Genomic DNA, 22771 nt, shown 5'->3' with positions numbered 1-22771 from the left:
CCCCCAGCGCTCAACAGCGACTGGGGGTTGTTTCGTCTACGTTCAAAAAATATCCCTCGCGCCTCTTGTCTCCCACCTGTCCACAAGCACAAACCACGTCAGAACAAAAACCTCTGCTCAGATGTTCGTCGCGCAGGACGGGGAGCTCACCTGGCGCCAGGCCAAGATCGACCAACTCACGTCATTCCGCCAAGCGTGCTTGCCGCTGGATTGTCGAGGTCACCCACAGTTGGGTTAACCTCTTGCAAAAGTTCTTGGTCTGCTACGCAAGGCTTGAACGGAGCTGCGTTGCACTCAACCACCTCGCGGCCGCTATTATCACATTTCGGAAGATGTTTCTGGAGGGCATACAATTCACTGATAGGTTCTATGTATCCGTCTTCTCTGTCGCGATGATTGCCGTCTTGCGGCAGAATTTGCCGTACAATGAAAGCTGTTTGCTGAGGAGATGACCATGCGTTCCAGTGACATGCGTGAAGAGATCCGGGAGCTCAACCTGGCGTATTTGATGCTTGCGCAGCAGATGCTTAGGGAGGATCGCCCCGCGGCTATGTTCCGGTTGGGAGTGGGGGAGGAGCTGGCGGGGGTGCTGGAGAGCCTCAGTTCGGCGCAGGTCCTTCGCATGGCCAGTTCTAACATGCTGCTCTGCCAGTTTCGATTCAGCGACGTGATGTTGGTGGATCTGCTTTCGTCGCACGGCAGAAGCAAGGGTGCTGCGCACTTGCATGCCGCCATTCTGGCTGCGGGGCGTCCGGTGGAAACTCTGACCTGAACGTTTCTTCCCTTCGGAAGCGTTTCCATGCGCAACAAGAGCGTGCTGCAGGAGGCTCAGGATATCCAGAGGGCCGTTGAGCTCATACAGTTGGGCGCACGCATGCAGATGCTTGAGGCGGAAACGTCCCTGAGTCGTGAACGCCTGCTTAAACTGTACAAGGAAGTAAAAGGCGTTTCTCCTCCCAAGGGGATGCTGCCGTTTTCTACCGACTGGTTCATGTCCTGGCAGCCGAACATCCATGCCTCGCTCTTTCTCGCGTTGTATCAATTTATTCGCAAAAATGCAGGACTGGCTGATCTTGAGGCCATCACGCAGGCATTCAAACTCTACAATGAGCATGTCCAGTCCTTTGAAATGGAGCAGGTGTTGAGCCTGACCAGGGCGTGGACGCTTATACGTTTCATTGACGCGAGATTGCTGCAGACCGCACGATGCACGTCGTGCGGTGGTGAATTTGTGGTCCATGCCTTTGATCCGACCCGTGATTATGTCTGTGGGCTCTGCCATGTGCCGTCCCGGGCGGGCAAGACCAGAAAGGTGATGGAAGGTCTGCCTGAAGGTGGATTGTCCTGAACTCTTGCAGATCTCCTGCGGGTGTAAGTCCCGCTGTAAGTTGACCACAGCGAACGAAGTGAAACGCAACTGCGTGAGGGTGACTGAGCGTGTCGTACTCTGCGGCCCGATGAACAAGAACCGGATAAAACGCATTGCCAGGCAGGGTGTAGCGGGTCAGAGATCGTGATCATTCTTGGGTGTCCTGACTCCTGCGGGTTTTTCTGACCTGTCTTGCCATCAATTCCTGATCGCCTGTGCAATCGGTGGTGGTGACTCCTACTACGGTTGGCGACTGTCTCGAGTTTGTACGGCTCAGTCAGTGCCTGTCTGAACGGCTCAAGCTCACGGTCAATGAGGGCAAGAATGCGCTCGTACGACCGTGGGTGCGGAAGTTTCTGAGCTATAGCCTGACCTGACACAAGGCCCCGAAGCTGCGGATTGCACCTGTCAGTCTGAAAGGGGGCACGAGCGTTTTGCTCCGCGTCCAACCCGCGCGGGCCGTGGCGAAACAGTGGCGCCAGCTACATGAAAACGGCCCTTCCGCAAGCCTTCTTTAATCGGCTGAGGCTGGAGGTCCTTGCTCGATAGGGTGGGATGGCTCCAGTGTCTTTCATGAGCCACAGTATGCGGAAGTCGCACGTACGGTGGTGTGAAGGGGCGACGGGGGTGACCCTGTCCCCTACTCGATGGCCATGCCGTGTGCCCCCATGGGAGCTGGACTCAAGTTTGCGCGAGCGAAGCCGATATTTGGATTGAAAAAATAACGCGGCAGGTGCGGCGCAAGTGCCGTCTACGTGCAGAAAGAGGTTTCGGCGATGTTTTTGATCATCGGCTACGTCATTATCCTGGCATCGTCCTTGGGTACTTATGCAGTACACGGTAGTCTGGCCGCGCTGTGGGTGCCGACTGAGTACATTGCAATTGTAGGTCTCACCATTGGGGGCTTTGTTGCTGGCAACGGACCTCGTGCAATCAAGAGCACGATTGCTGCGTTACCCACCGTATTCAAAGGGTCTCCTTACAGCAAGGCATACTATGTAGATGTGCTGTGCATGCTCTATGAAATCCTTGCGAAAGTACGCAAGGAGGGCTTGATGTCTATTGAGGGGGATATCGAAAATCCGGAAAGTAGCCCCATCTTCGCCAAGTACCCAGGCTTCACGGCGGATCATCATGCGGTAGATTTTTTATGCGACTACCTTCGCATGATGGTTGGTGGCAACCTCAATGCGTTCGAAATCGAAAACCTGATGGATGTGGAGATGGAGACGCACCACCAGGAGGCACATGCCCCTGCGCACATCGTTTCCAAAGTCGGAGATGCAACCCCCGCCTTCGGTATTGTGGTGGCGGTGATGGGGGTGGTTAACGTCATGGGCTCCGTGGGGCAACCACCGGCAGTCCTTGGGAAAATGATTGGTGGTGCGCTGGTGGGCACGTTTTTGGGGATTCTTGTTGCTTACGGTTTTGTGTCGCCGATTGCGGGTCAATTGGAGCAAAAGGTTGAGGAAGGTGGCAAGATTTATCAGTGCATGAAGGCCGTGCTTTTGGCAAGCATGAATGGTTACGCCCCTCAGGTAGCGGTGGAGTTTGGTCGCAAGGTCCTTTTCTCCACGGACCGTCCCAGCTTTGCCGAGCTGGAAGAAGCTATCAAGAGCCGTAAGTGATACTGGCGATGACGTCTGTGGTCAGGCCTGGGAGGTTTCATGAGTGACGATACCCAGCAGCCGATTGTCGTCAAGAAAATCAAGAAAGGCGGCGGCGGGGCTCATGGCGGTGCATGGAAGATCGCGTACGCCGACTTTGTGACAGCCATGATGGCATTCTTTCTCTTGATGTGGTTGCTAGGTTCGACGGCTCAGGGTGATTTGAAGGGTATCTCGGACTTTTTCAACTCTCCGCTCAAGGTGGCCATGAGCGGGGGCTCTGGTGCGGGAGATGCAACCAGTCCGATCGCAGGGGGGGGGCAGGATCTGACCCGCTCGGTGGGCCAGGTCAAGCGGGGGGACGTGGACGGCAAGCGCTCTGTGAACGTCGAGGCCGCAAAAGGCTCACCCAAGGAAGCCGGTGATGATGGCGATGCTAACAAAAAGGCTGAGGAGCGCAAGGAGCGTGCTCGCCTGGAAGACGTCAAGGGGCAGATTGAAGCGATCATCGAGGCCAGCCCCAGCCTGAGGCCTTTCAAGAATCAGTTGTTGCTCGATATTACTGCCGAGGGCTTGCGAATCCAGATCGTAGACGAGCAGAACCGTCCGATGTTTGATTCCTCCAGTGCGACGCTCCGGCCCTACACGCAGGAGCTTCTGCGTGCCATCGGTGCGACCTTGAATGGCGTGGAGAACAAGGTGAGTGTCTCGGGGCACACTGACAGCACTCGCTATGCGGGCGGAGAGCGCGGTTTCTCCAACTGGGAGCTGTCTGCCAATCGGGCCAATGCTTCCAGGCGGGAGTTGGTGACTGGGGGACTTGCTGAGGGCAAGATGGTCAGGGTGGTGGGTTTGGCGGATACGGTTCCCCTTGACCCCCTTCATCCGGATCTTCCACTCAATCGGCGCATCAGCATCATTGTATTGACCAAGAAGGCAGAGGCGATGTTGCGTGGAGGCGAAGCGCGCTTGCTGGACGTCGGCGAGGAGAGCTCGGTGGAAGCCGGAGACATCAGGGCTGGCATGGCAGGGTCGGCACGCTCGGGATCCCGTTGAGGATTCCGTGCCATTGAGAATGAAGGGATCTGCTTTTGGAAACCGATAGGACCATGAATACCTCTGCACGAACAAAGCGGATGCTGATCGGTCTCGTGTGGTCGACGCTTGTGGCTGTGGTTGCGCTTTACCTGGAGGCTGGCGGATGGTCAGGAGTGGCGACGATCGGTCTGGTGACGCTGGGTTGGGTTCTGTTGCTGCTCATGCCTTTCCGCAGCGGTTCTCCGATAGCCTCCGGGAAACAGCCACATGCTTTGGATGCTGCGACGATGGAAACGGTAAATGGTGCCCTTGGTACTGCATCGGTCTGCATCCGGCAGCAACATGAATCCATCCGGAGTGAGGTTGCCCAAATACAGAAAATGCTGTCAGAGGCGATCACAATCCTCACCGCGAGTTTCCAAGGGATTCTGTCCGCGACGCGCGCTCAGCAGTCCATTGCGGTCAGCTTGGCATCGAATGATGCTTCCGAGGGTGGTACGGTTAATTTTGATGAATTCGTCGAGCACACTTCGGGTGTGATGCAAAGCGTTGTAGACAGTGTGATCATGAACAGCAAGCTGGGCATGGAACTGGTCGAAATGACGGAGCGGATCTCCCGTAGGGCAAGCGATGTTGAATCCATCCTTGGCGAGATTTCCGCGATTGCCAAGCAAACAAACCTGCTTGCGCTCAACGCCGCCATCGAGGCTGCCCGTGCGGGTGAGGCAGGACGGGGTTTTGCGGTAGTTGCCGACGAGGTTCGCGATCTTTCAACCCGAACCAGCCAGTTCAGCCAGCAGATTGGTCAGGTGATGAAGGGCATGAGGGAAGGAGTCAAGGATACTGAGAGGGCGATCGAGAAGCTGGCTTCTACGGACATGAACTTCGCGCTTGAATCCAAGCAGCAAGTGGAGAGTGTACTCACCGCGATGGAGTCCCTGAATCAGCAGAGGGGCAGTGCCATTCAGAATCTGGGGCAGCATGCCCAGCAGATGGATGGGGAGGTCGGGCGGGCGATCACCGCCCTGCAGTTCCAGGATCTGGTGTCGCAGTTGATCGATCATGTGGATCGTCGAGTGGATGGGCTGGATCAACTGACTGGCAAGTTTTCGGCACTGGCCGCCAGCGTGCAGGTTGCCGTGGTGACCGGGAGGTACGATGCCGTGAGCCTTGCTGTGAACGAACTCGGTGCTCAGGTCGCCGTTCTCGAGCAAAATGCGAGGGTCAAGCCGGACTCTCAGGAGTCTGGCTCCCACGGAGAGATCGATCTGTTTTAAGTTTCAAGAACCAAGGATACATACAAGATGGCCAAGACCGTACTGACTGTTGATGATTCTGCCTCCATTCGGCAGATGGTGTCTTTCACCCTTAAAAGTGCCGGCTACGAGGTTGCAGAGGCGGTGGACGGCATGGATGGCCTGGAAAAAGCGAAGTCTAAGGCCTTCAATCTGGTGCTTACTGACCAGAACATGCCCCGGATGGATGGTCTTTCACTCATCAAGTCCCTGCGGACCATGCCCAACTACCGCAGTGTGCCGATCCTGATGTTGACCACCGAATCATCCGATACGATGAAGTCCCAGGGGCGTGCAGCTGGCGCGACTGGCTGGCTGGTCAAGCCTTTTGATCCCCAGAAGTTGATCGAGGTTGTCAGGAAAGTGATCGGCTGAGTCTTTGCTGTCAGAGGGTTCATCAGGAGAGTCAGGCATGGCCATAGACATGAGCCAGTTCTACCAGGTGTTTTTCGAGGAGGCAGCCGAGCACCTGGCGAGCATGGAGGCATTGCTCCTGGCGATCGATCCGGCATCTCCGGATCCGGAAGAGGTGAATGCCCTCTTTCGGGCTGCCCATTCCATAAAAGGATCCAGTGGTACCTTCGGATTTCAGGACATGATGGAGGTGACTCACATCCTGGAAACCATGCTGGACCGTGTCCGCAAGGGAGAGGCTGCCCTGACCGACGACATGGTCGATGCTTCCCTGGTGGCAGGGGATATCCTCAAAAACCTGCTTGCCGCGCACAGGGGAGAAGAGGACGCCGATCGTGCAGCGGCGGAGGCCATCTGCCATAGACTGGACGCCCTGTGCCGTGCTCTGGAGGACGGTGGTCCCGGTCAGCCGGGAGAGACGGTGAATGCCCCAGTGACAGGGCCAGTCTTGCGGAGTCTCGATTTGCGCTTCCGACTGGCCTGTGAGCCCCCGGATAATTCCGCAGTTTTTGAACATCTTCTGGCGGAGCTGAAACAGTTCGGGGATGTCGATTCTGTCTCCGCGCCGGCTCCGGGGGGCAGGGAGTGTCATCTGCGCATGCACACGGGAGCCTGTGTAGAGGATCTGCGCAGCATTCTTGATTTTGTCGTCGATGCGGACAGTCTTCGGATCGAACCGGATGCCGATGGTGAGGGTGACGCTTATGGTTTCTTCGAAGAGCTCACCCCGCTGGATGACAGTGCCACCGAGAGTGCTTACGGGTTCTTTGCACCCTTGCCAGAACAGACGCCGGCTTCTGACCCACAGGCGCAGGCTTACGGTTTCTTCAATGAGCTCGAGGTCGCTGATCTGTTGAATCGCCAGCAGGCAGTAGAGCCCTACGGTTTCTTTGCTGAGCTTCCTCCGCCCGAGCCGGTATCTTCAGGTGAGTCATCACAGGATGAAGCTGCGTACGGCCTGTTTGATTTTTCGCCGTCCTTGGCTGGAGCTGAGACTCTCCCTCCCGCGCTTGAACCCGCAGAGGTCGTTGCCGCTCAGTCTCCTGCCCCGTCCGTAACGCTGGCTCCTGCTGTGATGTCCCGCAAGCCTGTGGCTCGTAGTACTGCTGCCGGCGAAACGGGCTCCATCCGGGTTAGTGTTGAAAAGGTGGACCAGATGATCAACCTGGTTGGCGAACTGGTCATTACCCAGGCCATGCTGACCCAGGCTGCCAGCACTGTCGATCCCGTGATTTTCGAGCGCCTGATCAACGGTCTGGCCCAGCTGGAGCGCAATACACGCGATCTCCAGGAGTCCGTGATGTCCATACGGATGATGCCGATCTCCGTGGTGTTCAGCCGTTTTCCCCGGGTGGTGCGGGATTTGTCCCAAAAACTGGGCAAGCAAGTTGAGCTGAAAACCATTGGCGAAACGACGGAGATGGACAAGAGCCTGGTCGAGCGGATCACAGACCCGTTGACCCATCTCGTCCGCAACAGTCTGGATCATGGTCTCGAGACGCCGGAGAAGCGTCGGGCCGCGGGAAAGTCGGAAACCGGAACGATCACTTTGAGCGCTTATCATCAAAGCGGCAATATCGTGATCGAAGTAGGTGATGATGGTGCCGGTCTCAATCGGGCCCGTATTCTCTCCAAGGCTCGGGAGCGTGGCATGGCCGTGAGTGATGCCATGACCGATCAGGAGGTGTGGCAGCTGATCATGGAACCAGGCTTCTCTACCGCTGATCAGGTGACGGAGGTTTCCGGTCGTGGTGTCGGGATGGATGTGGTCAAGAAAAACATTTCCGCCATGGGGGGGCGTATCGAACTGGATTCCATGTCTGGAGTGGGCACCCGGATCACGGTTCGCTTACCCCTGACGCTTGCCATTCTGGATGGCATGAGCGTCGGCGTGGGACCGGAAACCTACATCATTCCCCTGGGGTATGTGATGGAGTCCATGCAGCCCGAGCGTAGCATGCTGAAGAGTGTATCCGGGGTGGAGCGCTTGATTCAGGTGAGGGGAGAGTATCTTCCGGTCATCTGCCTTCACGAGGTCTTCCGGATTCAGGGTGCCATCACTGACTGGTCAAAAGGCATCATGATGGTGCTGGAGGCTGACGGCCAGAGCGCGGCCCTGTTCATCGACCAGCTGGTTGGACAGCATCAGGTGGTCATCAAGAGCCTGGAGGCCAATTATCGCCGGGTGCCTGGCATTACGGGCGCCACCATCATGGGGGACGGCAGGGTGGCACTGATCCTGGATGTGCCGATGCTGGTCAACATGGCGCGACGGGTGGTGCCTGCCGCCGCTTGACATGATTGACCGTCCAGAGAAAATCCTGAGGCCGCCCGCGGGCGGCCTTTGTCATCGGTGCGCAGCCCGTCAGCCGTGTTCCGGACTTCAGAAAACAGTCCTTCTGCCGTAAAGGCAGTCAGAACATTGAGGAGTTTCGCCATGCTGCAGGCTGCCCAGATCGCCACCACAACGGAATCCGAAGAGTCCGCTTTTGCTCAGGAGCTGCTGACGTTTACCCTGGGAGCGGAGGAGTATGCCATTGATATTCTCAAGGTGCAGGAAATCCGTGGCTACGACGCGGTGACGACCATCGCCAATGCTCCGAGCTTCATCAAGGGCGTGATCAATCTGCGCGGCACCATTGTGCCGATCGTGGATTTACGCATCAAGTTCAAGGTCGGGGTAGTCGAGTACACCCCTTTCACCGTGGTGATCATCCTGAACATCCGTGGTCGTGTCGTCGGTATGGTGGTCGATGCGGTATCCGATGTCATCGCTCTCAAGCCCGAGCAGATTCGACCGGCTCCGGATTTCGCATCATCCGTTGATACGGCCTACATCATGGGCCTGGGGGCTCTGGGTGAAAGGATGCTGATCGTTGTCGATATCGAGCGCTTGATGCTTTCCAGCGAAATGGCGCTGGTGGATGAAGTGGCTCAGTAGGTTTTCGGGATCCTGTATTTTCAGTCGTGACGGTACAGAACTGTCGAGAAACTGTTTCAGGGGAGCAACAGATGAAGATAAACATGCCGGTCACCCAGCGCGAGGTTGAACTGGGCGAAAATACCCTGATCGTCTCCAGGACCGATCTCAAGGGGCTGATCACTTACATCAACAAGGATTTCATCGAGATCAGCGGCTTCTCTGAAGACGAATTGATCGGTCGTCCCCATAACATCGTGCGTCATCCTGATATGCCGGAAGAGGCCTTCGAGGATATGTGGCGTGCGCTGAAGGAGGCGCGACCCTGGGTGGGTCTGGTCAAGAATCGCTGCAAGAACGGTGATCATTACTGGGTCGAGGCTCACGCCACTCCGATCATGGACAATGGTGTGGTGATCGGCTTCATGTCTGTGCGGCAAAAGGCGCGCTACGATGAGATCAAGGCCGCAGATGCCGCTTACGCCCTTTTCCGGGAAGGCAAGGCCGGCGGTCTTTCGATACGGGATGGCAAGGTCGTCAAGGGCGGAATGCTGGCTCCCCTGCATAGCTGGGTTTCCGGTTTGAAGGTCAGTACGGTCATCCAATTATCCATGCTCGCTCTGGTGGCAATCATCATCGCCCAGGCGGCGCTTGGCCTGTCCAAGCTATGGGACGCCACCGATCACCTGGACGCCTTTTTTGAGCACCGCCTGAAGCCCGCCGTTGAGGTTGCCAGCATCGAAACCCAGCTTGGCGAGGCCCGCTCCCAGGCGCTGCTTGCCCTGATGCATGATCCGGCTAATCCGGCACACAAGCTCCATGACCACCCGGTGGGTACGCACCTGGAAGCGCTTGACAAGGCTGTTCAGGAGGTCCGGGATCTGCGTGCCAGCTATCTGGCCCAGGTCGGGGAAGGGGGGGAAGAAGTTCAAGCGCTTCTCAAGGCGTTCTCCGCGGCGCAGGAGAGTCTGGTTGCCCAGGGGCTGAAGCCTGTCCGTGATGCCTTGGCGGGAGGACGTTTTGAAGAGGCAACTCAGGGCATCCTGAACGACGTGAATCCCCTGACCCGCAAGGCGGTGGAAACTAGCCGCACCCTGCAGGACTTCCATCTGCGTCAGGCAGAGGCGTTGCGTAGCGAGGAGATGGCCGCCTACGCCCAGACCCGTAACCTGACTGTGGCTGGTCTGGTCCTGGCCGTGCTGCTCTCCCTGGGGCTTGCAGCCTGGTTGGTGAGAAGGATTGTGGGCCCCCTGAGCGAGGCTGTGGCGGTTTTCGGTGCAATGGCCCAGGGTAATTTCCGGAGCCGCGTGGAGGTGGGGCGCAAGGATGAAATCGGGCTCGTCATGAACGGGCTGGAAGCCATGCAGACGCGCCTAGGCTATGACGTGGCGGCAGCCAAGATTGCAGCGGACGAGATGGCCCAGATCAAGGTGGGTCTCGATGCTGTGGACACCAATGTCCGCATCGCCGATGTCACTGGTCGGGTGATCTACGCCAATCCTGCGTTGTTGAAGACCATTCAGGGCATAGAGGGCGAAATTGCCAAGACCACTCCAGGCTTTACCGCAGCCTCCTTTGTCGGGTCCAGTATTGGCCGCCTGTATGCGGACCCGGAGGCTGCCCTGCAGCGTCTGGCTGCACTGACCCAGCCCACCCGGACGCAAATGGTCATTGGTGGCCGCACCTTCGAGGTGATGACGACCCCCGTCATCAGCCCTGCAGGGGAAAGGCTGGGTTCGGTGGGTGAATGGCGTGATCGTACTGATGAGCTGGCGGCCGAAAAGGAAATTCAGGCAATTGTGGCTGCCGCAGCCGAGGGAGATTTCTCCGCGCGTCTCAGCACGGCGGGGAAGACGGGATTCTTTGCCGATCTCAGCGTGGGTATCAACCGTCTGATGGAAGGGGTGGCCGGTAGCCTGGGGGATCTCGCACGAGTGCTCAATGCCATTGCCCGAGGAGATTTGACCGAGAAGATTGGCGCTGATTACACCGGAACGTTTGGGCAGCTTAAGGACGATACCAATACGACGGTGGAGCGCCTCCGAGAGGTCGTAGGCCAGATCAAGGAGGCGTCCGAGGCGATCAATGTGGCGGCTCAGGAAATTGCTGCCGGCAACTCTGATCTGTCCGCTCGTACCGAAGAGCAGGCCAGCAGTCTTGAGGAAACAGCCAGCTCAATGGAAGAGCTGAACGCCACGGTCAAGCAGAATGCCGACAACGCGCGCCAGGCACGCGAGCTGGCCAATGCCAGTAACGAGGTGGCCGAGCAGGGAGGCGCGATGGTGGGACGAGTGGTTCAGACCATGGGCTCGATCCAGGAGAGCTCCAAGAAGATTGCCGACATCATTGGTGTCATTGATTCGATTGCTTTCCAGACCAACATCCTCGCCCTCAATGCCGCAGTTGAGGCGGCCCGGGCGGGCGAGCAGGGGCGTGGGTTTGCCGTGGTTGCCAGCGAAGTGCGTAGCCTGGCTCAGCGTAGTGCCCAAGCGGCCCGTGAAATCAAGGCTCTGATCGCCGACAGCGTGGATCAGGTGGAAGACGGTGCCAAGCTCGTCAACGAAGCAGGTCAGACCATGGAGGAGGTTGTCTCCAACTTCCAGCGTCTGTCCGCCCTGGTGTCGGAGATCTCCGATGCCAGTCAGGAGCAGAGCGGCGGCATTGAGCAGGTCACCCAGGCCGTTGGGCAGATGGACGAAGTCACCCAGCAGAACGCCGCGCTGGTGGAGCAGGCGGCCGCGGCGGCGGAGAGTCTGGAGGATCAGTCGCGCAGCCTGGTGCGCGCCGTGTCGATGTTCCGGTTGAGTGATGCAGGTGCTCCTGTCCGTTCGTCCCATGCGGATTCTGACGGAGCCCTGGAGCGTCGCCTGTCCGGATCGGGTGGCAGCACCCAGGCCTATTCCGAGGTGCCGGGCAATGTGTCCCGTCTGCCAGAGCGGAGTAGTGCCCGGGCGGCGGCCTCCAGGACAGCTGCGCCGCTTCCCAAGGTGCGCAGGATGAGCGCCAGCGTGCCCAGTGACATCGAAGATGAATGGGAAGAGTTTTAGAAAGACCGCCATGTCCGACAAGCCAACTACCCGCCATCCCGTCAATCCACTCGGGCTCCCGCCTCTGGCGGCACGCAAGCCCCATGAGACCCGGCCCGCCGCAGTCAGTCCATCCCTGAGTGCAGCGGGGCTCTCCCGAAATACCACGACGATTTCTCCGGAGCGGGAGTTTGCCTTTTCCGGGGCTGACTTCGAGCGTGTTCGGGAGTTGATCCACAAACATGCGGGTATCTCCCTGTCGCCCATCAAGCAGGATATGGTCTATAGCCGCCTGGCCCGGCGACTCCGGGCCAGGGGAGATAAAACCTTTGCGGAATACCTGGACAGGGCGCAGCGGGAGCCGGAGGAGTGGGAAACCTTCGTCAATAGCCTGACGACCAATCTCACCTCCTTCTTCCGGGAGGCGCACCACTTCGAGATTCTTGCCGAGCGTCTCAAAAGGCACGCTACCCGTAGCCCTTTCCGGATCTGGTGCAGTGCGGCCTCAACTGGAGAAGAGCCTTACAGCCTGGCGATTACTGCCTGTGAGGCTTTCAACACCCTGAGCCCGCCGGTGCAGATTCTGGCCACTGATATCGACACCAACGTGCTTGCTACGGCCAGTCGCGGTGTGTATGGCATGGACCGGGTTGAGCGTTTGTCCCGGGAGCGCATGCAGAAATTTTTTTTGAAGGGTACGGGGAGCCAGGCCGGGCATGCCCGGATACGGTCGGAGTTGCAGAGGCTGATCGAATTCAAGCGCATCAACCTGCTTGACAACCACTGGGCGGTGCAGGGGCCGTTCGATGCTTTGTTCTGCCGCAATGTAATGATCTATTTTGACAAGCCCACCCAGTACATGATCCTGCAGCGCTTTGCTCCCCTCCTGAAGCCGGATGGGGCCCTTTTTGCCGGCCACTCCGAAAGCTTCCTGCATGCGGCCGATCTGTTCCGTTCCATGGGGCGGACCGTCTATGAAAGGACGGACGCCCGTGCACGCTGATCCCGGCTATGTGGAGCACCTGGCGACCAATCGTTATTTCGATCGAACCTTCGACTGCGATGCCGTCAAGGTTCTGCCCGGTGAGTACTTCGTCACCACATCCGACATCGTGCTCGTCACGGTCCTCGGCTCCTGCGTGACAGCCTGTGTTCGCGATCGGGACAAGGGGCTGGGCGGAATGAACCACTTCATGCTGCCCGCCAGCAGTGCTGACGAGTCGAGTGTCTTGTCGTCTTCTGCACGCTACGGTGCCTACGCCATGGAGGTTTTACTCAATCATCTGCTCAAGCTGGGGGCCCGGCGCAGTAGTCTTGAGGCCAAGGTCTTTGGTGGTGGTAAAGTTCTGCCCAGCTTGACGCAGGCCCAGGTGGGTGAAAAGAACGCCAGCTTTGTCCTTGATTACTTGGCAGTGGAGCGCATACCTGTGGTTGCTCAGGACCTGCTGGATATTTATCCACGCAAGGTGTACTTCTTTCCGGCCAGTGGTCGAGTCATGATGAAAAAGCTGGTGCGTGTGAAAAACGACACGCTCATTGCCCGCGAACGCGAATACGAAGCCCGGCTTCGACGTGACAATGTCGAAGGTGACATTGAGCTTTTTGGCTGATACGTTCCGATTGGCCTGTTACCGATCGAAAGAAAATCATGGTAATCAAGGTTCTGGTCGTCGACGATTCTGCTTTGATGCGGAGCGTGCTGACCGGTGTCATCGAGTCGGATCCCGGACTCAAGGTGGTGGGTGCTGCACCGGATCCCATCGCAGCACGGGAGATGATCAAGACCCTCAACCCGGATGTCCTGACGCTGGATATCGAGATGCCCAAGATGGACGGGCTGGACTTCCTCGCGCGTCTGATGCGTCTGCGCCCCATGCCGGTGGTGATGATTTCCAGCCTGACCCAGAGAGGGTCGGAAGTCACCCTTCAGGCTCTGGCGCTGGGGGCTGTGGACTTCGTGCCGAAGCCGCGACTTGATTCGCCTGCGCTCATAGATGCCTACCGCATGGAGATTTGTGAAAAAATCCACGAGGCGCATGGTGCGCGCCCGAGAGCGCCTTCAAGTGCTCCAGCGCTGTCTAAAACCCTGCAGCGGGAAGTGCCCGCTTCAGGCAGTATGCGTGCTTCAGTAGCTTTTGCGGAGCGGGTCTTGAGTGACAGGCTGGTGCTGATCGGGGCCTCCACGGGAGGTACGGAAGCGATCAAGGATGTATTGAGTGGGTTGCCCGAACAGATGCCTGGCATCCTGATGGTGCAGCACATGCCCGAGATGTTCACGGCCTCTTTTGCCAAGCGCCTGGATGGTCTGTGTCGCATCAAGTTCAAGGAAGCGGAGCACGGAGAACGCGTGATGCCTGGAACTGCTTACCTCGCGCCGGGGCACTCCCATCTTTCCGTCCGCAGGAGTGGTGCGGGCTACATTTGCGAGCTTGCGCAGAGCGCACCGGTTAACCGTCATCGGCCGGCAGTGGACGTGCTCTTTCATTCAGCTGCGAGCCAGGTGGGCCCCAGTGCCATCGGCGTGCTCCTGACGGGTATGGGTAAGGATGGTGCGCAGGGGCTTCTGGCCATGCGCCAGGCTGGCGCATGGACCATCGGACAGGATCAGGAGTCCTGTGTGGTTTATGGCATGCCCAGGGAAGCCGCCCATGTCGGGGCCCTGGATGAGGTGGCGCCCTTGAAGGACATTGGACAGCGCGTACTGGCCCGCTTGCGGGCGGGTATGAAAACGGCCTGAGGCCGTAAGTGGCGGCGGGCGCTGGCTCCAGCCGCCCACGTGAGAAAAGAATCAGTCACACAAGAGGCAAGCAATGGAAACCAATGTAAGCACCCAGCAGAGTCAGGTCAGGATCCAGCTCTCCGGGCGTTTCGATTTCAATTCCCACCGCGAATTCCGGGAAGCGGTCGATCGGGCTCTGGGTACCCCTGATACTACCGAGGTGGCAGTGGATCTGGGCAAGGTCGCCTATCTTGACAGTTCTGCGTTGGGCATGCTGCTGATGCTCCGGGACAAGGCGAAGGGGGTTGGCAAAGCCGTCAGCCTGGTCAACGCGACCGGTAGTGTTCGGCAGGTCCTCGATATTGCCAACTTCGGTAAGCTCTTCCCCATTGTCTGACGGTTTGAGTGGGCTCATCTTCAGGGATGGGGACTTCTGACTTGCGCTAACCGGACGGCTCCCAATGATGGCCGGCGCCCATTTGACAATGGCAGCGCCGGCTTTTCTTTTGATCTCGTGGCATGGGGAGAGGCTGCGTGAATGTCCCGCCTGTATCGGAACGCGACAGATCCGCGAGCCTTTTAAAGTTCGAATTTCCTCCGCCGATATCCAACGCCAGTGAATGCCTGCTTCTGGAAAATGCAAAGGCATTCGCAAGCCGTGCCGGGGTCCAGGGATCCAGGCTGTCCTCGCGAATCGGTGGTTCCGCCGTTCGTTCCTGACTGTCAAGGTGGGTCAAAAATGCAAGTTGCCCTTCTTCCCCTGGTGACAGGGGGTATTGCCGCGGCGGGGGCTGCGGGGGTCGGTGTCGTCTTTGGCGCGCCTCTTTCGCTGGCCTTTGTCACTGCCTGCCTCGTAGTCGGGGGAGGGGTCGCCGGGCTATGCTTCACCCTGCTTCGCGCAGCCTTCGTCACTCCCCTTGAAAGACTGAGGGATACCATGTCCGCGATGCACCGGGATGGAGATCTGTCCCGGCGTGTTCAGGTTTCCCGAGGGCATGTGGGCGAGCTCGACCTGGCCTTTAATGAACTGATCGGCAGTTTTCAGGGGATTATTGGCAAGGTGATCTTCGATGCCCAGCGGGTGTTCGAGGCAGCGGATGTGTTGGCTGGGCATGCCAGTCAGGTGGCTGATGGCTCAAGCCATCAGCAGACCGCTGCTGAGCGCATGGTTGTTGCGATCGAGCAGATGACGGCCGGGGTCGGCGCTGTTGCAGACCATGCCAGTCAGACGGCAGCCAATGCCCAGATGGCTCGGGAACTGTCGCTCAAGGGAGCGGAGGTCGTGACCAGCGCTTCTCAGGAAATTGAACAGATCGCTCTTTCCGTGGAGGAGTCCGCCCGGGTAATTGCAGTGCTGGGTGAGCGTTCCGAGGCGATCAGCGGTATCGTCAAGGTCATTCGAGAGATTGCCGATCAGACCAATCTCCTCGCCCTCAATGCGGCCATTGAGGCCGCACGGGCCGGTGAGCAGGGCCGGGGTTTTGCGGTCGTGGCCGATGAGGTGCGCAAACTGGCTGAGCGGACGTCCACTGCAACCACGGAAATCGGCACGATGATTACTGCGATCCAGAGCGAAACCCGCAGTGCGATCGCCGCGATTGATGCCGGCAGTGGCCAAGCCCGGGCTGGAGCCGAGCTGGCCCGGAAGGCTGCTGGCTCACTGGAGCGGATTAATGATGGTGCAGCGGAAACCATGGAGAAGGTGGATGCCATTGCCGAAGCAATCAATGCCCATAGTCGTGAAGCCGATCTGATCGTGGGTCATGTGCGGCAGATCATGGATATGGTCGGACGGAACTCTACTGGGGCCCGGGAGACCCTGGATGAGGCGACGAGCCTGAGCGGGCTGGCTGTGAATCTGAAAGAGGTCAGCAATGTATTCAGGCTCGGGCCTGCGGGAGAGCAGGCCATGCGCACTCACAAGAAGATACCGGACATCGCCCGGGATGCAGCCTGTCAGATTGGCCAGCTTCTGGAGCAGGCCATTGAGTCAGGCCAGATCAGTGAGGCGGATGTTTTTGATGAAGCCTACAAGCCTGTTCCTGATACCCGGCCTCAGAAGTTCACTACCCGTTTCGATCGCCTGACCGACCGCATCTTTCCTGCCTTGCAAGAGCGCTTGCTGGATGCCAGCGGTGAAATGGTTTATGCCATAGGAACCGATCGCAACGGCTATGTACCTACCCACAACAAGCGTTTTTCACTGCCATTGACCGGTGATTACGACAAGGATATGGCGGGTAACCGCACCAAGCGGATCTTTGATGATCCCGTGGGCAAGCAGTGCGGCAGGCATGAAATGCCCTTCCTGATTCAGACCTATCGCAGGGACACTGGTGAGATCATGCATGATGTTTCTGCCCCTGTTTATGTGCGCGGCCGACATTGGGGTGGCTTCCGGATCGGTTACAAGGCTTGAGTCTGCATGGTGGGTGCCACGCAGTGGCTCCCGGCTGCCATTGGTTCCGGTTCGCGGTTATCCGCGCTAAGCTAGAGGCGAGCCTCAAGATTGTTTGTCCTCAGCCGATATTGTCCTCAGGTCGGGACCCGCTCCAACGGGATGGTGGGTCGTCTGCGACGGAGATTTGAGCATGTCCGAACTTCTCAAGAACATTGATGCACGAACCAGGCTGGCGGGTACCAACAAGCTGGAGATCCTGCTTTTTACCCTCGGTCTGGATCCGCGAACCGGTCGTCGTGAAACCTTCGGGATCAATGTTTTCAAGGTGCGTGAAGTGATGCGTACCCCGCCCATTACGGCTGCTCCGGAGATGCCTTCCTCGGTGGAAGGGATGGTCAGTCTGCGCGGCGTGCTGGTGCCGGTGGTGGATCTGGCAAAGTATGCGGGTATGAGCACCGATAGCCCGCGGGACATCATGATCGTCACGGAATACAATGGCCACACCCAGGGTTTTCTGGTGGAGGCCGTCGACACGATCCTGCGCCTCGACTGGTCGCAGATGCGTGTCCCTCCCGATATGCTCACGGCCAACCTGGGCGGCCTTGTTACTGCGGTGACCGAGCTCCCAGGCCCGAAGCTGGTGATGCTTCTGGATGTGGAGAAGGTACTGTCCGAAACCACCCGCTACGATGACGAATTCCTCTTCAAGGGGATTGAGCCGATTGCTGCCGATGAGCCGGTCACCGTTTACTTTGCTGACGATTCGTCGGTCGCCCGCAAGCAGATCGAGCGGACCCTTGATGTTCTCGGCGTTCGTTACGTGGGGACCGTGAATGGTCGGGCGGCCTGGGATGAACTGGAAAAACTCGCGAGCTATGCGTCAAGCTCGGGCAAGAAGGTCAAGAACATGCTTGCTCTGGTGCTGACCGACGTGGAAATGCCCGAGATGGACGGCTATATCCTGACCAAGAAGATCAAGTCGGACCCCCGTTTCGAAGGGGTGCCCGTCATCATGCATTCATCCCTGTCGGGTATGTCCAACCAGCAGTTGGGGCGTTCGGTCGGAGTGGATGAATATGTGGCCAAATTCGAACCCCAGCGTCTCGCTGAGGTGCTGCGCCGCCTGATTGCCCGGCGGGCATCCGAGCAGGCCAGCTGATCCCGGAGAAGAACATGAACATGGACCGAGTCGATCGCGGGCTCCTGGAGGCTGTCGATGCCCGTACCAAGCTGGCGGGCTCCAACCGGATGGAGATCCTGCTGTTCTCCCTGGGGACCCAGGAGATTTTCGGGATCAACGTATTCAAGGTGCGGGAGGTCTCCCGGACTCCCTTCATCACCAAGGCGCCCAACATGCCGGTCGGGGTGGAAGGGCTGATCTCCCTGCGTGGTAACGTCATCCCTGTCCTTGCGCTGGCCAAGATCATGGACATCGCCGTTCACGGGGAGCCCCTTGGCGCCTCCATGATGGTCACGGAGTACAGCAAGCGAACCCTTGGATTCCTGGTTCATGAGGTTGATCGCATCATTCGTGTGGAGTGGGACAAGGTCCGGGCCCCTGATAATGTGACGACCGGCGGACATCACTTCATCACCGCCATTACCGAACTGCAGGATGGCAAGCTGGTTTCCATCCTTGACGTGGAGACCATCCTGGCAAGTACTTTCGGTGAGGCTGTCGTCGGCCAGATCCAGCCCCTTGATGGAGGGCATGAGGCATCGGTGTTCTTTGTGGACGACTCTGCCGTGGCGCGCAAGAAAATTGCCGAGACCCTCGACAAGCTGGGTGTTCGCCACAAGCATGCCCTCAATGGACTTGAAGCCTGGACCCGTCTTGAGAGTATGGCTACCCATGCCCAGCAGCGTGGGCTGAGCCTGCGTGATGAACTGAACCTCATCCTGGTGGACGCGGAAATGCCCGAGATGGATGGTTACGTCCTCACCCGGAACATCAAGGCGGATAGCCGTTTCGAGGGGATTCCGGTGGTCATGCACTCGTCCCTGTCTTCGGAGGCCAACCGTGCCATGGGCAAGAGTGTTGGCGTAGATTCCTATGTTGCCAAGTTCGATGCCGAAGTCTTGGCGGATACCCTGCGCCCTTTGCTGATGCGGGCCTACCGGGACTGAACGGAGATCAACAATATGTCGGACCCCAAAATGAAATTTCTCGTCGTCGATGACTTTTCGACCATGCGTCGGATTGTCCGCAACCTGCTCAAGGAGCTGGGTTTCACCAATGTCGATGAAGCGGAGGATGGGCAGATTGCGCTTCAGAAGCTCAACAGCCTCCCCTTCGACTTTGTCGTCACGGACTGGAACATGCCTAATATGGATGGTCTGACGCTGCTGCAGAGCATCAGGGCGAATCCTGCTCTCAAGCATCTGCCGGTTTTGATGATCACTGCCGAGGCCAAGAAGGAAAACATCATCGCTGCAGCCCAGGCGGGTGCCAGTGGTTATATCGTCAAGCCTTTTACAGCGGCGACCCTGTCCGAAAAGCTTGAGAAGATTTTCGAGAAGATGGGCAAGAAAGCAGCCTGAGGCCGCCGACCAGACGGAGTTTCGAGATGGTAAAGCGTCTAAAATTTGACGAGTCGGGCGACAGTGACGACCTGCAGGCCCTGTTTGACAGTATCGCTGCGTCGCCAGAAGAGGTTGTTCCGGAAGTGCCGCCGGCCACCCGTATCGGGCTTGTTCCTCCGGCTCCGGCAGCTGCCGCGGTTCCGTCCATTGACGAGAGCGCCGACAACGACGATTTGCAGGCCCTCTTCGACAGCGTTGCCAGTGAGTTCCATGTGGAGGCGCCCCCGGTAACCGAGGTCGTGCCTGCGCAGAGCAATACTGCGGTTTTCAACCGGATTGGTGTGATGACGCGGCAACTCCACAACACACTGCGGGAGTTGGGATACGACCGTAGTCTGCAGGAAGTCGCGCATGCGATTCCCGATGCCCGTCAGCGCCTGACCTATATCGCCGAGATGACCGAGCAGGCGGCCAGCAAGGTGCTGAACGCCACGGATATCGCCAAGCCCATTCAGGACAAGACGGAAGCGGAGGCCAAGGCCTTGCAGGTCCGGTGGGACCGTTTGTACGCCAATCAGCTGAATCCTGACGAGTTTCGCATGCTCGCTGGCGAAACCCGGGATTTTCTCGGCCATGTCGTCACCGGTAGCCGGGCCACCAGTGCCCAGCTGATGGAGATCATGATGGCCCAGGATTTTCAGGATCTGACGGGGCAGGTGATCAAGAAAGTGGTGGACCTGGCCCAGAGCCTCGAGCAGCAACTGTTGCAGGTCCTTATTGAAGCAATGCCACCAGAGCGCAAGGCCGGGACATCCGACGGGCTGATGAATGGCCCTGTCATCAATGCGGTGGGTCGTGACGATGTGGTGTCCAACCAGGAGCAGGTGGACGACCTGCTCGAAAGCCTGGGTTTCTGACCGGGGCGGTCGCGGGTGAGCCCGCAAGGAGCGAATGTAATGAGCGATTTTGCCGGGATGGAAGACCTGCTGCAGGATTTTCTCGTGGAGGCGGGAGACCTGTTGTCCGGCGTGGACAACAAGTTGGTGGACCTGGAGCGGGCCCCTAACGACAAGGGCCTGCTCAACGATATTTTCCGGGGCTTTCACACGATCAAGGGGGGTGCCGGTTTCCTGAATGCGGCCGAACTGGTCACCCTCTGTCACCTCACGGAGAACCTCTTCGACAAGCTTCGCAACGGCGAACTGCAGGTGACGCCCGAGAGCATGGATGTGATCCTGGCATCCACCGCATCGGTTCGTGACATGTTTGGTTACCTGGAGCAGGGTGTTCAGCCCCATGCCGCCGATCCTCAGCTGATCGAGAAGCTCCGTTACGCGATCGCCGGACAATTGTCAGCGCAGGCTTCTGTTGCTGTGCCTGAGTCCTCCGTGGCGGCGCCGGTCACGGTTCCCGCCGTGGCGTCCCCTCCGGGCGGGCCCGACTGGAACGCCTTGTTCGAAGTCGTCACGGGCGTGGCGTCGCCGGTCGCTGCTCCTCCTGAAGTGGCTCCTGTCGAGGTGCTGGCGCCTCCTCCGGTGCTGATGCATCAGAGTGATTCGGATCTTGCCGCGAAGAGCCCGGAGCAAATCATCAAGGCCGCAGTTGGCCGCAGAGCCTCCGACAAGCCTGGCACTTCCAGCCCGGCAGGGCGTCGCGACAGTGAGAAGACCCGCGACAATTCGATCCGGGTCGATACCTCCCGGCTCGATCAGGTGCTGAACCTGTCGGGTGAGATCGGTTTGACCAAGAACCGGCTCAACGCCCTGCGCAGTGACATTCTCAACGGTCGTAACGATACGGAGACCCTGCATGCGCTTGACCTTGCGGTGAGTCAGCTGGATCTGCTGGTTTCCGATCTGCAGAACGCGGTGATGAAGACCCGCATGCAACCCATCGGCCGCCTGTTCCAGAAGTACCCGCGGATCGCCCGTGATCTGGCCCGCAACCTGGGCAAGGACGTCGAGCTGGTCCTCTCCGGTGAGGAGACCGAGATCGACAAGACGATGATCGAGGATCTGTCCGATCCCATCATCCACCTGATCCGGAACGCTGTGGACCACGGTGTTGAGGAAACCCAGGAGCGTCTCGCCAACGGCAAGCCCGAAAAATCCAACGTTCGCCTGGAGGCACGTCAGGAAGGGGATCACATCGTGATCCTGGTGGCTGATGACGGTCGTGGCATGAATGCCGAGCGTCTGCGTGCCAAGGCTGTCGAGAAAGGCCTCATCACCGATGAGGAAGCCAACACCATGGACGAGCGTCAGAGCTACAACCTGGTGTTCCTCCCCGGATTCTCCATGGCCGGCCAGATCTCCGATGTGTCCGGTCGGGGGGTGGGCATGGATGTGGTGCGAACGAACATCCAGAAGCTCAATGGCTCCATCGAAATCCGCTCCAGCCTCGGGAAGGGCACCACCTTCGTCATCAGTCTGCCCCTGACACTGGCAATCCTGCCGGTCTTGCTGGTTCGCCTTGGAGAGCAGCCCTTTGCCGTGCCGCTCTCCATGGTCCGTGAGATTCTCCCGATTGAACCAGCGGAGGTCCAGGAGGTGGGTGGCCGGGCGACCATGGTGGTGCGCGGGGAAGTCCTCCCCATCATGCCCCTCACCACCCTGCTCGGGTGGGAGCCGGTGCAGACGCCGGAGTACGGTGTGCTGATGCAGAGCGCAGAGCAGAGCTTCATTCTGGCCATAGACAGCTTTGCCGGACGGGAAGATGCGGTGATCAAGTCTCTGGATGACTTCCGTCCGAAAGGCGTGGCAGGGGTGACAACCCTGTCCAATGGGCAGATCGTCCTGATTCTCGACATGAAGGAATTGCTGGGTGCCCTGGGAGATGCCCGCGGTGTCTCCCGTCGCGCCCTTCTGGCGCGCTTGGATGCGCCGGCGCTGGCGGCCTGACCGGTTCCCTGTGCCGATTTCCGTGGCCCGTTCCTGGCAGGAGCGGGCCACGTGTGTTTTGGTTCGGTTATCAACATTTCATGCCTGGCTCTGCTCACGGACTTGGCGCGGCGACCCGGTCCGGTTTAGTCTTGCCAACTCTCATACACCAGCGAGGCGCCCGTGGCCGAGGACAGTGACCTCGAGAAGTCAGAACCAGCCTCAGGGCGAAGGCTCGAGCAGGCCCGGGAGGAGGGGCAGGTTCCCCAGTCCAGGGAACTGGCGACCTTCATGTCCCTCATGGCGGCAGTCGCAGTGCTGTACATGCTGGGTGCGTGGGGTGGGCAGCGTCTCCTTGGTGTGATGCGGGAGGCGTTGAGCTTCCCCAGAGACATGGCCTTCGATACCCGGGGCATGGGAGGCACCTTGCTTGAGCTGGCCATCGACGGCCTGCTGACGGCGGGGCCCCTGATGCTGGTTGTTGTGCTGGCTGCTTTTGCGCCTCCTTTCCTTATGGGGGGGTGGGTGTTTAGCACCAAGAGCCTGCAGTTCAATCCCTCTCGGCTGAACCCTCTGGCCG

General features: G+C 58.8%; 20 protein-coding genes and 1 pseudogene. All 21 read left to right on the top strand.

What is annotated here, in order from left to right:
* Window positions 1–191: 191 nt before the first annotated feature.
* Window positions 192–344: pseudogene (locus tag PHD22_RS10505) on the top strand (IS5/IS1182 family transposase); the annotation flags it as partial.
* Between the two features lie 110 nt (window positions 345–454).
* On the top strand, window positions 455–772 hold the full coding sequence (flhD, locus tag PHD22_RS10500) for a flagellar transcriptional regulator FlhD (RefSeq protein WP_299866127.1): 318 nt from the start codon (window positions 455–457) through the stop codon (window positions 770–772).
* Between the two features lie 27 nt (window positions 773–799).
* Window positions 800–1348, top strand: coding sequence for a flagellar transcriptional regulator FlhC (gene flhC / locus PHD22_RS10495; RefSeq protein ID WP_299866124.1), 549 nt, complete (start codon window positions 800–802; stop codon window positions 1346–1348).
* Window positions 1349–2145: 797 nt separating this feature from the next.
* The gene (gene motA, locus PHD22_RS10490) at window positions 2146–2997 is read left to right on the top strand and encodes a flagellar motor stator protein MotA (RefSeq protein WP_299866121.1); all 852 of its coding nucleotides are present in this window, start codon (window positions 2146–2148) and stop codon (window positions 2995–2997) included.
* 39 nt (window positions 2998–3036) lie between these two features.
* The gene (motB, locus tag PHD22_RS10485; RefSeq protein WP_299866119.1) at window positions 3037–4032 is read left to right on the top strand and encodes a flagellar motor protein MotB; all 996 of its coding nucleotides are present in this window, start codon (window positions 3037–3039) and stop codon (window positions 4030–4032) included.
* A gap of 53 nt (window positions 4033–4085) precedes the next feature.
* Window positions 4086–5291, top strand: a complete 1206-nt coding sequence (locus PHD22_RS10480; RefSeq protein ID WP_299866117.1) for a methyl-accepting chemotaxis protein — start codon at window positions 4086–4088, stop codon at window positions 5289–5291.
* Window positions 5292–5318: 27 nt separating this feature from the next.
* A complete protein-coding gene (locus PHD22_RS10475; RefSeq protein WP_299866115.1) occupies window positions 5319–5684 on the top strand; it encodes a response regulator in 366 nt (121 codons plus the stop codon).
* 37 nt (window positions 5685–5721) lie between these two features.
* A complete protein-coding gene (locus PHD22_RS10470; protein WP_299866112.1) occupies window positions 5722–8019 on the top strand; it encodes a chemotaxis protein CheW in 2298 nt (765 codons plus the stop codon).
* Between the two features lie 141 nt (window positions 8020–8160).
* On the top strand, window positions 8161–8664 hold the full coding sequence (locus PHD22_RS10465) for a chemotaxis protein CheW (RefSeq protein ID WP_299866109.1): 504 nt from the start codon (window positions 8161–8163) through the stop codon (window positions 8662–8664).
* A 71-nt stretch (window positions 8665–8735) separates the two neighbouring features.
* Window positions 8736–11690, top strand: a complete 2955-nt coding sequence (locus tag PHD22_RS10460) for a methyl-accepting chemotaxis protein (protein ID WP_299866107.1) — start codon at window positions 8736–8738, stop codon at window positions 11688–11690.
* A gap of 10 nt (window positions 11691–11700) precedes the next feature.
* Complete coding sequence (locus tag PHD22_RS10455) at window positions 11701–12672, top strand: CheR family methyltransferase (RefSeq protein ID WP_299866104.1); 972 nt, start codon at window positions 11701–11703, stop codon at window positions 12670–12672.
* Window positions 12662–13279 (top strand): chemoreceptor glutamine deamidase CheD, encoded by a 618-nt coding sequence (gene cheD / locus PHD22_RS10450; protein ID WP_299866101.1) that lies wholly within the window; start codon window positions 12662–12664, stop codon window positions 13277–13279. The genes PHD22_RS10455 and cheD overlap by 11 nt, the downstream gene beginning before the upstream one ends.
* A 38-nt stretch (window positions 13280–13317) precedes the next feature.
* Window positions 13318–14406: a chemotaxis response regulator protein-glutamate methylesterase gene (locus tag PHD22_RS10445; RefSeq protein WP_299866098.1), complete on the top strand. Its 1089-nt coding sequence runs from the start codon at window positions 13318–13320 to the stop codon at window positions 14404–14406.
* 73 nt (window positions 14407–14479) lie between these two features.
* Complete coding sequence (locus tag PHD22_RS10440) at window positions 14480–14785, top strand: STAS domain-containing protein (RefSeq protein WP_299866095.1); 306 nt, start codon at window positions 14480–14482, stop codon at window positions 14783–14785.
* Window positions 14786–15127: 342 nt separating this feature from the next.
* Window positions 15128–16807, top strand: coding sequence for a methyl-accepting chemotaxis protein (locus PHD22_RS10435; RefSeq protein ID WP_299866092.1), 1680 nt, complete (start codon window positions 15128–15130; stop codon window positions 16805–16807).
* Between the two features lie 172 nt (window positions 16808–16979).
* Window positions 16980–17948, top strand: coding sequence for a chemotaxis protein (locus tag PHD22_RS10430; RefSeq protein WP_299866090.1), 969 nt, complete (start codon window positions 16980–16982; stop codon window positions 17946–17948).
* Between the two features lie 14 nt (window positions 17949–17962).
* Window positions 17963–18916: a chemotaxis protein gene (locus tag PHD22_RS10425; RefSeq protein ID WP_299866087.1), complete on the top strand. Its 954-nt coding sequence runs from the start codon at window positions 17963–17965 to the stop codon at window positions 18914–18916.
* A 15-nt stretch (window positions 18917–18931) separates the two neighbouring features.
* Entirely contained in the window at window positions 18932–19330 is a 399-nt protein-coding gene (gene cheY, locus PHD22_RS10420; RefSeq protein WP_299866085.1) for a chemotaxis response regulator CheY, read from the top strand.
* A 26-nt stretch (window positions 19331–19356) separates the two neighbouring features.
* Window positions 19357–20229 carry a protein phosphatase CheZ gene (cheZ, locus tag PHD22_RS10415; protein WP_299866082.1) on the top strand — a complete coding sequence of 291 codons (873 nt, stop codon included), beginning with the start codon at window positions 19357–19359 and terminating at the stop codon, window positions 20227–20229.
* Window positions 20230–20268: 39 nt separating this feature from the next.
* The gene (locus PHD22_RS10410; protein ID WP_299866079.1) at window positions 20269–22212 is read left to right on the top strand and encodes a chemotaxis protein CheA; all 1944 of its coding nucleotides are present in this window, start codon (window positions 20269–20271) and stop codon (window positions 22210–22212) included.
* A gap of 162 nt (window positions 22213–22374) precedes the next feature.
* Window positions 22375–22771, top strand: a 397-nt coding sequence (locus PHD22_RS10405) for an EscU/YscU/HrcU family type III secretion system export apparatus switch protein (RefSeq protein ID WP_299866076.1), incomplete at its 3' end; no start/stop codon positions are given.

Source organism: Zoogloea sp. (assembly GCF_028693495.1).
Classification (GTDB): Bacteria; Pseudomonadota; Gammaproteobacteria; order Burkholderiales; family Rhodocyclaceae; genus Zoogloea.
The sequence above is the reverse complement of the archived record's forward strand: the minus strand, read 5'-3'. Positions and strand labels throughout refer to the sequence as shown.

What these genes read in the sequence shown, in the direction of transcription:
- motA (WP_299866121.1), top strand. Translation starts at nt 2,146, where the DNA reads ATGTTTTTGATCATCGGCTACGTCATTATCCTGGCATCGTCCTTGGGT.
- PHD22_RS10445 (WP_299866098.1), top strand. Translation starts at nt 13,318, where the DNA reads ATGGTAATCAAGGTTCTGGTCGTCGACGATTCTGCTTTGATGCGGAGC.
- PHD22_RS10470 (WP_299866112.1), top strand. Translation starts at nt 5,722, where the DNA reads ATGGCCATAGACATGAGCCAGTTCTACCAGGTGTTTTTCGAGGAGGCA.
- PHD22_RS10455 (WP_299866104.1), top strand. Translation starts at nt 11,701, where the DNA reads ATGTCCGACAAGCCAACTACCCGCCATCCCGTCAATCCACTCGGGCTC.
- flhD (WP_299866127.1), top strand. Translation starts at nt 455, where the DNA reads ATGCGTTCCAGTGACATGCGTGAAGAGATCCGGGAGCTCAACCTGGCG.
- PHD22_RS10460 (WP_299866107.1), top strand. Translation starts at nt 8,736, where the DNA reads ATGAAGATAAACATGCCGGTCACCCAGCGCGAGGTTGAACTGGGCGAA.
- cheZ (WP_299866082.1), top strand. Translation starts at nt 19,357, where the DNA reads ATGGTAAAGCGTCTAAAATTTGACGAGTCGGGCGACAGTGACGACCTG.
- PHD22_RS10410 (WP_299866079.1), top strand. Translation starts at nt 20,269, where the DNA reads ATGAGCGATTTTGCCGGGATGGAAGACCTGCTGCAGGATTTTCTCGTG.
- PHD22_RS10430 (WP_299866090.1), top strand. Translation starts at nt 16,980, where the DNA reads ATGTCCGAACTTCTCAAGAACATTGATGCACGAACCAGGCTGGCGGGT.
- motB (WP_299866119.1), top strand. Translation starts at nt 3,037, where the DNA reads ATGAGTGACGATACCCAGCAGCCGATTGTCGTCAAGAAAATCAAGAAA.
- PHD22_RS10425 (WP_299866087.1), top strand. Translation starts at nt 17,963, where the DNA reads ATGAACATGGACCGAGTCGATCGCGGGCTCCTGGAGGCTGTCGATGCC.
- PHD22_RS10435 (WP_299866092.1), top strand. Translation starts at nt 15,128, where the DNA reads ATGCAAGTTGCCCTTCTTCCCCTGGTGACAGGGGGTATTGCCGCGGCG.
- flhC (WP_299866124.1), top strand. Translation starts at nt 800, where the DNA reads ATGCGCAACAAGAGCGTGCTGCAGGAGGCTCAGGATATCCAGAGGGCC.
- cheY (WP_299866085.1), top strand. Translation starts at nt 18,932, where the DNA reads ATGTCGGACCCCAAAATGAAATTTCTCGTCGTCGATGACTTTTCGACC.
- PHD22_RS10480 (WP_299866117.1), top strand. Translation starts at nt 4,086, where the DNA reads ATGAATACCTCTGCACGAACAAAGCGGATGCTGATCGGTCTCGTGTGG.
- PHD22_RS10440 (WP_299866095.1), top strand. Translation starts at nt 14,480, where the DNA reads ATGGAAACCAATGTAAGCACCCAGCAGAGTCAGGTCAGGATCCAGCTC.
- PHD22_RS10465 (WP_299866109.1), top strand. Translation starts at nt 8,161, where the DNA reads ATGCTGCAGGCTGCCCAGATCGCCACCACAACGGAATCCGAAGAGTCC.
- PHD22_RS10475 (WP_299866115.1), top strand. Translation starts at nt 5,319, where the DNA reads ATGGCCAAGACCGTACTGACTGTTGATGATTCTGCCTCCATTCGGCAG.